At 42.8% G+C, this 11565-nt stretch carries 9 protein-coding genes and 1 pseudogene; 4 read left to right on the plus strand and 6 right to left on the minus strand.

Translation table 11 applies throughout. The features are described 5' to 3' along the window. Window positions 1-169 precede the first annotated feature (169 nt). The 4 genes from lonB (at window position 170) to CP947_RS01390 (ending at window position 5695) form a co-directional block, all read left to right on the plus strand. Window positions 170-2062 carry an ATP-dependent protease LonB gene (lonB, locus tag CP947_RS01375; RefSeq protein ID WP_241645762.1) on the plus strand — a complete coding sequence of 631 codons (1893 nt, stop codon included), beginning with the start codon at window positions 170-172 and terminating at the stop codon, window positions 2060-2062. Window positions 2063-2087: 25 nt separating this feature from the next. Continuing rightward, window positions 2088-3422 carry a TldD/PmbA family protein gene (locus CP947_RS01380; protein ID WP_096711466.1) on the plus strand — a complete coding sequence of 445 codons (1335 nt, stop codon included), beginning with the start codon at window positions 2088-2090 and terminating at the stop codon, window positions 3420-3422. Beyond that, the gene (locus CP947_RS01385) at window positions 3422-4738 is read left to right on the plus strand and encodes a TldD/PmbA family protein (RefSeq protein WP_096711467.1); all 1317 of its coding nucleotides are present in this window, start codon (window positions 3422-3424) and stop codon (window positions 4736-4738) included. Before CP947_RS01380 ends, CP947_RS01385 begins: the two co-directional genes overlap by 1 nt. Before the next feature lie 132 nt (window positions 4739-4870). Next, window positions 4871-5695 carry an ATP-binding response regulator gene (locus tag CP947_RS01390; protein ID WP_096711468.1) on the plus strand — a complete coding sequence of 275 codons (825 nt, stop codon included), beginning with the start codon at window positions 4871-4873 and terminating at the stop codon, window positions 5693-5695. Between the two features lie 438 nt (window positions 5696-6133). Here the strand turns inward: CP947_RS01390 and CP947_RS01395 are convergent, their stop codons facing one another. The 6 genes and pseudogenes from CP947_RS01395 to CP947_RS01420 all read right to left on the minus strand — a co-directional run bounded on the left by CP947_RS01395 (window position 6134) and on the right by CP947_RS01420 (window position 11565). After that, window positions 6134-7558, minus strand: coding sequence for a 2-oxoacid:acceptor oxidoreductase family protein (locus CP947_RS01395; protein ID WP_096711469.1), 1425 nt, complete (start codon window positions 7556-7558; stop codon window positions 6134-6136). 2 nt (window positions 7559-7560) lie between these two features. Next, window positions 7561-8618, minus strand: a pseudogene (locus CP947_RS01400) (3-methyl-2-oxobutanoate dehydrogenase subunit VorB). Between the two features lie 3 nt (window positions 8619-8621). Next, complete coding sequence (locus CP947_RS10665; RefSeq protein WP_096711470.1) at window positions 8622-8861, minus strand: 4Fe-4S dicluster domain-containing protein; 240 nt, start codon at window positions 8859-8861, stop codon at window positions 8622-8624. Between the two features lie 60 nt (window positions 8862-8921). Beyond that, on the minus strand, window positions 8922-10601 hold the full coding sequence (locus CP947_RS01410; protein WP_096711471.1) for an AMP-binding protein: 1680 nt from the start codon (window positions 10599-10601) through the stop codon (window positions 8922-8924). A 29-nt stretch (window positions 10602-10630) separates the two neighbouring features. Further along, on the minus strand, window positions 10631-11182 hold the full coding sequence (locus CP947_RS01415) for a helix-turn-helix domain-containing protein (protein ID WP_096711472.1): 552 nt from the start codon (window positions 11180-11182) through the stop codon (window positions 10631-10633). A gap of 173 nt (window positions 11183-11355) precedes the next feature. Next, complete coding sequence (locus CP947_RS01420; protein WP_096711473.1) at window positions 11356-11565, minus strand: hypothetical protein; 210 nt, start codon at window positions 11563-11565, stop codon at window positions 11356-11358.

The raw sequence follows: 11565 nt of genomic DNA on the forward strand, positions 1-11565 counted from the left end.
ATTGTCACAATATGTCAGGCACTTTTTCCCGAAAAGGACAGGTTGGACGGTTAAATATATTTATCAGGAATGAGTTTATTTCATGCATTATACCAATCTACTGATTATATACTTTTGATAGACTCTGGAGATTGTGAACTTTTAATATTGATTTAAACGTGAGTAAACTATGGCGGAAGAAATGGCTTCTAAAGATGAGGAATTGGAAGAATCATTTGACACCACCAGTTCCATCGAAGTGCCTAAACTATTGATCGACCAGATCATTGGTCAGGATCATGCGGTGGAGGTTGTCAAGAAAGCTGCAAGTCAGAGGAGACATGTTATGATGATCGGTACTCCCGGTACCGGTAAATCCATGCTTGCAAAGGCAATGGCTGAATTGCTTCCAAAGGAGGAACTGCAGGATATCCTTGCATATCCCAATGTTGAAGACAACAACAATCCACGTATCCGTACCGTCCCTGCCGGAAAGGGCAGGGAGATTATTATGGCTCATAAAATGGAGGCCAGAAAGAAATCTCAATCAAGGAACATGTTGATGATGTTCCTTATTTTTGGTATTGTGATGTATTCTTTCTATGTGGGTCAACTTCTCTGGGGTATCATTGCAGCTATAATGATGCTAATTCTTAGCAGGCAATTTATGCCAAAAGAAGAAATGATGATCCCAAAGCTGCTGGTTTCAAATTATGAGCAGGACAATGCTCCCTATATTGATGCCACCGGTACCCATGCAGGCGCCCTCCTTGGGGATGTCAGGCATGACCCATTCCAGTCAGGAGGACTGGAAACCCCGTCTCATGACAGGGTAGAGAGTGGAGATATTCACAAGTCCCACAAAGGTGTACTCTTCATTGATGAGATAAACACTCTCAGGATCGAATCCCAGCAGAGCCTGCTTACGGCAATCCAGGAGAAAGAATATCCGATTACAGGTCAGTCAGAGCGCAGTTCAGGTGCCCTTGTGAAAACAGAACCGGTTCCATGTGACTTTATAATGGTAGCTGCAGGTAATCTGGATGCTGTGGAAAAGATGCATCCTGCACTCAGGTCACGTATAAAGGGTTATGGATATGAGCTCTACATGCGTGACACCATGGAAGACACTGCTGATAACCGCAAGCATCTTGTTCGGTTCGTGGCACAGGAAGTTAAGCGGGACGGCCATATACCCGATTTCGATCAGTCCGCTGTTGAAGAAGTCATTCAGGAAGCACGCAGGCGGGCCGGAAGAAAAGGCCATCTAACTTTGAAATTACGTGATCTTGGAGGACTTGTGAGAGTAGCAGGAGATATTGCACATGCTGAGGGTACAAACATCACCTCTGCAAAACATGTACTTGCAGCCAAGAATATGGCACGCTCCATAGAACAACAGCTTGCTGACAGTTATCTGGAAAGGAAAAAAGATTACCAGTTGTTTTCCAAGAAAGGTGCTGCTGTCGGTAAGGTCAATGGGCTTGCTGTAATGGGCGGAGATTCTGGAATCGTTTTGCCTATAATGGCAGAAGTAACTCCTCCACAGTCACAGGCTGAAGGCAAAGTAATTGCCACCGGTATGCTCAAGGACATTGCCAAGGAAGCGGTCCTCAATGTGTCAGCTGTGATCAAAAAGGTGACAGGCCAGGACATAATGAATAAGGATATTCATATCCAGTTTATCGGTACCTATGAAGGAGTTGAAGGAGACAGTGCTTCTGTGTCCATTGCAACGGCCGTGATTTCGGCACTTGAAGGCATACCTATTGATCAGAGTGTTGCGATGACAGGTTCCCTGTCTGTAAGAGGTGATGTATTGCCGGTGGGTGGTGTAACCTACAAGATTGAAGCCGCAGCCCAGAGTGGAATTAGAAAAGTTATTATACCCTGGACCAATAAGGATGATGTCTTGATTGAAGAAGCTTACAAGGATCAGGTTGAAATAATTCCTGTCAAAACAATATCCGAAGTTATAGAGCACAGTCTTGTGGGCACCAAAAAGGAAGGAATTAGGGAAAAACTCAAGGAGCTGACAGATATGAAAGTTGATCTGGAAATTCCCGAATCCATTCCCGGTTAAACAACATTTAAAGGGAATCCAGTAAATGAGAGAACCAGAATTTTATGATGTGAGGTGGATTGAGGGTGAATCAACTTCTATCCTTCTCGATAACGGTAAAATAGAAGACATAAATACCAACTACGGTAGTGGTTGTGGGGTACGTGCTCTTTGTGGCGGCTCATGGGGTTATACTTCATCTGAAGGGGTTGATGGTATTGATACTGCAATAAATGCAGCGAGAGAGTTGGCTTCTGATGTAAATAAACACAGTCCAGGAGAAAAAGTAACTCTTGCATCTTACTGTGAACCCAATGTTGACAATCTGCCGTCTATAAAGGAAACCCCCCGGGATGTTCCGGTTGAAGAAAAAGTTGAGTTGTTGAAAGACCTTTCCAATAATGCTTCATGCAAGGGAATTAGCAGTACATCCGCATCATACTCTGAATCAACCTTTAAGGTTCATTATACAAATTCTGAAGGTGCGGATTGCGAATATGAACTTACCAGAGTCGGATTTGCAATTTCAGCCATTGCTTCAGATGGTGCAGCCTATCAGGTAGGAAGAGAAAGCAATTTTGACGTATGCGGTTATGAAATGTTCCGTGACCCTGGAATTCTGGAAAAGGCACAATCTGCCGGAAAGACAGCGGTGGATTTGCTGGGTGCCCGTCAGGCAAAAGGAGGAAAGGGTCCTGTAATTCTTGATCCTGAACTTGCCGGAGTATTTGCCCATGAAGCAGTTGGGCATGCTTCAGAAGCCGATCTGGTGCTGGAAGGAAGTTCAATTCTGGCAGACAGAATAGGTGAAGAAATCGCTTCACCACTTGTTAATATCGTAGATGACCCTACCCTTCATAAATTCGGTTACTATCCCTTTGATGCAGAAGGAATGCAATCTCATAGAACAGATATTATCACGGATGGAGTATTGAATTCCTATCTGCATTCCAGGGAAACCGCAGGTAAACTTGGTGGTACATCAGGTAACAGTCGCAGCCAGGGATATTCTGCACCTGTTGTCAGAATGAGTAATACATATGTTGACAACGGAAATTCAAATCTTGATGAAATGCTGGAAGAACTGGGTGACGGAATGTACCTTGCGGGTACCCGTGGAGGACAGGTTAATACAGGTGAAGGAATCTTCCAGTTCAATGCCGAAAAAGGTTATATTGTGGAAAATGGGGAAATCGGAGACCTTGTGCGTGATGTGTCCCTGTCTGGTAATACTCTGGAAATCCTGAAAAATGTTTTACTGGTAGGAAATGATCTTAAAATGCATTCGGGAAGATGTGGCAAAAGCGGTCAGGCAGTTCCGGTATCAGACGGGTCTCCTCATCTTCTTATTTCAGATGCCCTTGTGGGAGGTGTCCAATAATGCAGAATTACGATATTGGCAACAAAGTCCTTGAATTTGCCAATAAATATGGAGCCGATGAGGCTGAGGTCTTCATCTCAGCAAATCAAGTGACTTCTGCAAGTGTCCGTCACAACCTTATTGAAAGTGCCAGGAATCAACAAAGTCAGGGATTGGGTGTAAGGGTTGTTAAAGATAGTGCAGTGGGATTTGCAAGTACTAACATTTTCAATCGGCTTGAGGAAACTGTGAAAAGTGCTATTGCAATGGCCAAGGTACGCGATTCAGATGAAGATTGGAAAAACCTGCCTTCAAGTGGTAAATATCCTGCCGTAAATGGCATTTTCAGTAAGAAAGTCAATGAACTTGAGCTTGAGGATTGCATCTCCCTGACAAAGGAAATGATTGATGGTGTTTGTTCTTTTAGCGATATAATAGCTCCTTCAGGTTCTTTTTCCCGTATGAATTCCAACCAGCTTATCATGAACACTAACGGTGTTGAAGTTGAGGAAAAGGGTACTGCAGTATCGGGTTTTATTGATGTGATCACAACTTCCGGTATTCCATCTACAGCATACGATTTCCGTATATCCCGGGATATGGATATTGATTTTTATGGGATCGGGAAAGAAGCCGCAAACCTGGCCAATTCCTGCAAAAATGGCGTTTCTGTGAATAGTGGACAGAAAGATGTCGTATTTCATCCCTTTGCCTTTTCGGACATAATGGAATCTTCATTCTTATCTTCAATAGAAGCGGATAATATACAGAAAGGCAGGTCCAGCCTAACGGGAAAATTGAACACCGATATTGCAGCCCGAGGTCTTACAGTAACTGATGACGGTATCCTGGATGGTGGTATTGCATCTTCGGTTTCTGATGATGAAGGTACTCCTTCACAATCCACCGGAATAATCAAAGATGGTTTACTCAAATCTTACATCTATGATTCCTATACTGCTGGTAAAGAAGAAAGATACAGTACCGGCAATGCTGTCAGAGGTTCATATACTTCCACACCCAGTGTTGGCACCCGCAATGTTGTCTTTGATCATCCAGCATCTGACATAATTTCTGAAATAAAAGATGGGGTATTTATTACAAATGTAATAGGTGCACACACTGCAAACCCGATATCCGGGGATTTTTCAGTGGAAGGCCGCAATGCTTTTGTGATCAAGGATGGCCAGATAGAAAAACCGATCAAGTCCCTTATGGTGTCCGGCAATATTTTTGAGTTGCTCAGGAATGTGAAAGGTGCCGGAGATGATGTCCGTATGGTTGGTAGTATTATTACTCCTTCAATATGGGTATCTAATATGAATGTAATAGGCTGACTGCTGATTATAATCAGTAATCATTATATATAACCCTCTCTAACTATGTATATATAAAATCAAGTACCAAAAGTTTTTCAAATTTACTTGATAAATGCTGTTCATACGGAACTATAATAACCAGGTGTCAATATGACAGATGAGGGGATAAGGACAAAAATTCTTGTAGTCGACGATGAGCCTGATAATGTCGAATTACTTACGGCTTATCTATTGAATGATTATGACATTATTCCTGCTTATAGTGGTAGTGAAGCACTGGACATACTGAAATCCTGTGAGGATGACCTGCCGGATCTTATTCTCATGGATATAATGCTCAAAGATGGTATGGATGGTGTAGAAGCTGCTCATTTCATAAAACTCAATTATGATATTCCTTTAGTCTATATTACGGCTTATGCAGACGACAATATAATGCGAAGGGCCAAACTCACGGAGCCCTTTGGTTATATCCTCAAGCCATTTGAAGAGTCCGAATTGCGTACAAACATAGAAATTGCGTTATACAAATATGAAATGGAACGCAGGCTCAAAGAAAGCAAGAAATGGCTTACTGCTGTGCTCAATAGTATCGGGGATGCAGTAATTGCAACAGATGAAGAAGGCCTGGTCAAATTCATTAACCCATTTGCAGAAGCTCTAACCGGTTGGGATCAGGATGAAGCAATTGGTTTGCCTTTGTCAGAAGTTTTTGTAGTTGAGAATGAAGTTCCTGGTGAAAAGACAGATGACCCGATCCAGAAAGTCATGAAGGAAGGTATGTTTTACGGCCTTGGAAGTCATACAGTGCTTGTTACTAAAAGCAAAACCCGGATTCCTGTAGATGTAATTGGCTCTCCCATTCGTAATGAAGCAGGTAAACTACTGGGTACTTTGGTGTTGTTCTATGATATCTCTGACCGCAAACGTGTCGAGAATATGATTTATGACCAGAATAGTCGTAAAGACATATGATCTTATATAAATAAAGGAGTTCTATCCTTTATACCAATTTTCTTCTTACAATAAACGCTATTATCAAAATCCATACAGTAAACATTTTGTCCATTATTTTTTCTGAACCCAATGTATTTTTCTCTGCTTCTTCTGATATATTTATTAGTTTGTTATTTTGATTATTTTCCCATACACATGCGCATCCACATATGGGCAATTAATGCTGCATGTGGATTATCAGGATCAATCTCTTTTGTAAGTGCCCAGGCAAAAAAGATAGAATGAGCAGATCTACCAGCCCCTATAATCGCTTCACTCAGATGTTCTCCTGAAAAAATCTGATATGAGATCTATGCAATAAATATCGCAGTAGAAAGATAAATGATTATCCGGTTGGCCGGATAATCCATATCAATGGGTGGTCGTGAAAGGGCTGATATAATTTCCATGGTGATATCAGAGGTTCTCAGAAGCCCATTTTGCTCCTTCTTTCAATATTTGCTGGTTGAGAGGTATGAGTTTCTGCTTTGCTGCAAAAGTCTCCTCAATGGCTTTCATATAGTCCTCAACATCAAGACCTGTTACCCCAAGATGCATCAACACACCTATTATTGCAGTATTGGCAGCCCTTTCAGAGCCTCCCTCCTTTGCAATCTGGGTGGCAGGCACCTTAATTGCCCTTACACCTTCAGGTGCCTTGAAGTCACCTATCGTGGTATCATAAAGGATAATTCCACCCTGTTTGACATCAGAGGCAAATTTTTCCAGTGACGGCAGGTTCATGGCCACCAGGATATCCGATTCATACACTACAGGGGAGCCGATTTCCTCTCCTGAAATGACTACAGAACAATTTGAGGTACCTCCCCTCTGTTCAGGACCATAGGATGGATACCAGGAAGTGAATCGTTTGGCACTACATCCTGCACGGGCCAGGATCAGGCCCATACTGAGTACTCCCTGGCCTCCAAAACCTGCAATCTTGGCAAGTACACGTGTAAATTCAGGATCTTCCACAGCGTCAGGAGATGTGGAATCGTCGATCTTGTAAATATGATCGATACTTTCCTTTGAGAAGTCACTTTTCGGAGAGGGAAGAGGCTCCCTTTCTTCAGCCAGGTCCCTGAGATTACCCAGAGGGAATTCCTTCTCCATTTCCTCATTAATGAATTTAGTACTCTGCTCGGCATTTTGTTTAAGGTTTGTCGGACAGGCAGCAAGTACTTCCACAAATGCATAACCTATGCCTTCTTTCTGGATCTCAAGAGCCCTTTTGACTGCTTTTTTCGCCTTGCGGATATGGGAGATGTCTGACACCGATACCCTTTCGATAAAGACAGGCCCGTCCAGGTTATTGAGCAGTTCACACATATGCAGGGGATATCCTGCAAACCTGGGGTCCCTGCCTGTGGGGCAGGTCACTGTTTTTTCGCCGATAAGTGTGGTAGGTGCCATCTGGCCTCCGGTCATTCCGTATACGGTATTGTTGACGAAGAAAACCGCCATCTTTTCCCCGCGGTTGGCAGCCTGGATTGTTTCATTCATACCGATAGAGGCCAGATCACCGTCACCCTGATAGGAAATAACAACTGCATCCCCTTCCGATCTGGATAGGCCAGTTCCGACTGCAGGTGCCCTGCCATGGGCTACCTGGAGATTGCCACAATTGAAATAGTAATAGGCAAAAACAGCACATCCCACGGGGCTGATCATAACTGAACGTTCCTGTATCTCAAGATCGTCCATGGCTTCAGCAATAAGTTTGTGGAGGATGCCATGTCCACAACCCGGGCAATAGTGGGTAGCAGTCGGAGCGGCTCCGCCCTTGCGTGTGAATTCATCGTAGAGGGAATCCGGTTTCTTTATAACTTTTTCTTCCATTTTTATTCCTCCTTGCCTGCGACTTCCCTTATTTTACCCAGTACCTGGTCCATTGTAATGAGATTGCCACCCATGCGATTAACCAATTCCACAGGTTTTTTGCAACATGTTGCCAGTTTTATGTCATCCATCAATTGTCCGTTGCTCATTTCCACTGAAATGAAATTGACACCTTTTCCGGCAAGTTCAGCCAGTTCTTTTTCAGGGAACGGGAAAAGGGTAATTGGCCTGAAAAGTCCTGCCTTGATACCTTCCTTGCGGGCAAGCTCAACAGCAGAACGACATATCCGGCTGCTAATTCCATAGGATACAAGGACGATTTCGGCATCATCCATCATGTATTCATCGACATCGACTTCCCTTTTCTTTATCGTTTCGTATTTTTCCTGCAGCTCATAATTGAATTCTTCCAGCTCATCAAAGTCAAGGAAAATGGAAGTTACAAGGTTCTGGTAGGTCTCTTTATTGCCACAAACAGCCCATGAAGTATCAATTTCCGGTTTGACTACTTTTTCAGGGAATTTCAGTGGTTCGACCATCTGTCCGAGTACACCATCGGCCAATACCACTACAGGATTTCTGTATTTTGTAGACAAATCAAATGCCTTGATGGTCAAATCACACATTTCCTGGACTGAATTGGGTGCAACCACGATGTTGCGATAATTCCCATGTCCGCCACCTTTTACGACCTGATTATAATCGCCCTGTTCCGGGCCGATATTCCCCAGACCGGGTCCCGCTCTCATAATATCAACGATTACACAGGGAAGCTGTGCACCTGCAAGATAGGATACACTTCCTGTTTCAGGCTGATTCCCGGGCCTGAGGATGCGGTCATAACCCTGTGTCCAGCAGAAGCCGCTCCGAACACCATGTTTATTGCAGCTTCTTCGGATTCAGCCTGTACGAATTTACGCCCGACCTGGGGGAAGGTTCGGGATGCTTCATGGAGAATTTCACTTGCAGGGGTTATGGGGTAACCAAAGTAGCAGTCACATCCTCCGTAGAGTGCCCCAATTATCACTGCATCATTACCTTTTGTAAGTTGTGTGGCCATATCTTAACACCTCTTTTTAGCAGGGATGTGTATTTCTATTGCAAGAGGCTCCGGGCATGTGTAATAACAATTAGTGCAGCCGGTACACCCTTGACCTTTATACTGAGCATAATGGTAACCTCTTCTGTTGAGTTCATCACTCATTTCCAGCACGTTTTTTGGACAGGCAGTAATGCATCTGGCACAGCCTTTGCATTCAATAATATTGATTAGAGGATATGGTTCTGCTTTTTCTTCCTTCATAAAATCAACTCTTGATGCCTTCTTATTATCTGAAGAGTAGAAAAGGAAAAGAAATATAAATCAATTGTCTTCCTTTTCGTCGTTGTGTTGTCTGATTTCCACCCGGCGAATCTTGCCACTTATGGTCTTGGGAAGTTCGGGTACAAATTCCACTATTCTCGGATACTTATAGGGTGCAGTAACCTTCTTTACATGGTCCTGCAACTCTTTCTTGAGCTGCTCACTTGCTTCATAGTCTTTAGTAAGTACAATGGTGGCTTTTACAACCTGCCCACGTACAGGATGGGGGGATGCAGTGATTGCACATTCCAGGACTGCGGGATGCTGTATAAGTGCGCTTTCAACTTCAAATGGCCCTATCTTATAACCGGAACTCTTGATGATGTCATCTGCTCGTCCTACAAACCACATATATCCGTCTTCATCTTTCCATGCCATGTCACCGGTGTGGTAATACCCGTCATGCCAGGCTGCCTCTGTCTTTTCAGGATCTGCACGATAACCTGCAAACAAATCTGTAGGCCTGCCCTTTGATGTATCGATTACAATTTCTCCTTCTTCTCCGACATCGGCAAGTTTTCCGTCAGGACGCATCAACTGGATATCATAGATGGGTGAGGGCTTTCCCATAGAGCCGGGGGTTGGTTTCAGCCATGGATAGGTTGCAATGGCTACAACAGTTTCTGTCTGGCCGAATCCTTCCATTAGTTTGAGATCGGTATATTCCAGGAATTTTTCATAAACCTCGGGATTCAGCGGATCTCCTGCAACCACACAGTAATTGAGACTGCTAAAATCATACTGGCTTATGTCTTCCTTTATCAGGAAGCGATATACTGTAGGTGGTGCACAGAATGTTGTAACACCATAATGGCTGGCTTTTTCCAGCATATTCCGGGCATCGAATCGTGCATAATCATAAGCAAAGACAGCTGAGCCACAAATCCATTGACCGTAGAGTTTACCCCAGGCACATTTTGCCCAGCCGGAATCTGCTACTGTAAGATGCAGACCATTGTCCATTACATTTTGCCAGTAGCCGGCTGTGAGTATGTGGGCAAGGGGATATGTAAAATCATGTTGTACCATTTTCGGGAAACCGGTCGTGCCGGATGAGAAATACATCAGGGATATGTCATTGTTCTGTGTTGCTTCCTTTCCTTTTGGACGTACAAATTCAGCGGGTGAATTTTCCAGTTTTTCTGTAAAGTTAATCCAGCCGGGACGATTGTGGTTAATCACAAATTTGTGCCTGAGCACATCTTTGAAATCCTTGTGTGCCTCATCTATGTGATCCAAAAGCCCTTCATCAGCATCACTGACGACCATTTGTATGTCTGCTCTTTCAATACGATACTTAAGGTCTCTGGTTGTTAACATATGGGTGCCGGGAAGAGCGATGGCACCAATTCTGTGCAATCCCAATATACATATCCAGAATTCATATCTTCCCTTTAAGGTAAGTTTTACCACATCACCCTTTTTTATTCCATACTCACTGAAAAGGTTGGCAGCTTTTTCACTGTAATATTTCAGATCAGCAAAAGTGAATATCTTTTCTTCGCCATCATCGTTACACCAGACAAGAGCCTTTTTTTCAGGCTGTTCCCTTGCGTACCGGTCAACAACATCATATACGAAATTGAAATTTTCAGGGATATTGATCTTAAAATTAGCGTAAAAGGCATCGTATGATTCAAAATCGATTTGTTCCAGGAAATTATTTATAAGTGAGGTCATTCTTGCACCCGTTTTGTTCATTTTGGAATTTAGAAGATTATTGCGAGGAATTTTGCAGTTTTGTCTCCGACTGCCTGCATTGAATGGTTGTAATTTGAATCGAAGTATATTGAGTCACCTTCATTGAGAATTATTTCATTATCATGAATGATAACTTTCAGGGACCCTTCAAGTACATAATCAAATTCCTGGCCGGGGTGGGAATTGGGGATGGAATCCTGGTTGGATTGGGGTTTAACGGTAACTACGAATGGTTCTGCCTTTTTGTGAATGAAATTTGGAGCCAGTCCTTCGTATTGGTACTGTTTTCTTCTTTCTACACTTACTCCTTCATCTTTACGGGTAATGGTGAAAATATGCATCCTTGGATCTTCACCGGTAAGTAGCACCGTCATATCAACTTCGAGCAATTGTGCAATTTCAAAGAGGATACTAGCAGGGATATCAAGTTCCCCTGATTCGTATTTACTATATTCTTCTAATGCGATATCAAGGGAGGAGGCTATTTCCTCTGCACTTATACCGGATAATCCACGCAATTCTTTGACACGTAATGAAATTTCTTTTATTTTTTCCTGCATTTTGAGCCTACCTTTTAAACTGTCATGTTTATCCATGATTTAAGTTTTAATCATTTTCACAACAATATCTTAAATATATTTGTGAATTGTGGAAGCGTGACTCATGCTAACAAGTAACAGTAATAGCACTTATTGCATATCCAAAATGTAACAAACTAAAAACTAAATCTGGATTATTTATCAGCCAGTATCGGCCAGATGAGCAGGAAAATGATAAAACTTAATAGAAATACAAAAATCGACCCTGCAACAATATCAACATCTGCAAATTTGTCCGGATTTCCATTATTGATTGAGATGGCAACTCCCGCAAAAAGGGCTGTTGTAATCATGGAACTTGCAAGAGCCAGGATTCGGTTTTTATTTTCATTTTTCTTATCCAT

The organism is Methanohalophilus euhalobius (genome assembly GCF_900215215.1).
Classification (GTDB): Archaea; Halobacteriota; Methanosarcinia; order Methanosarcinales; family Methanosarcinaceae; genus Methanohalophilus; species Methanohalophilus euhalobius.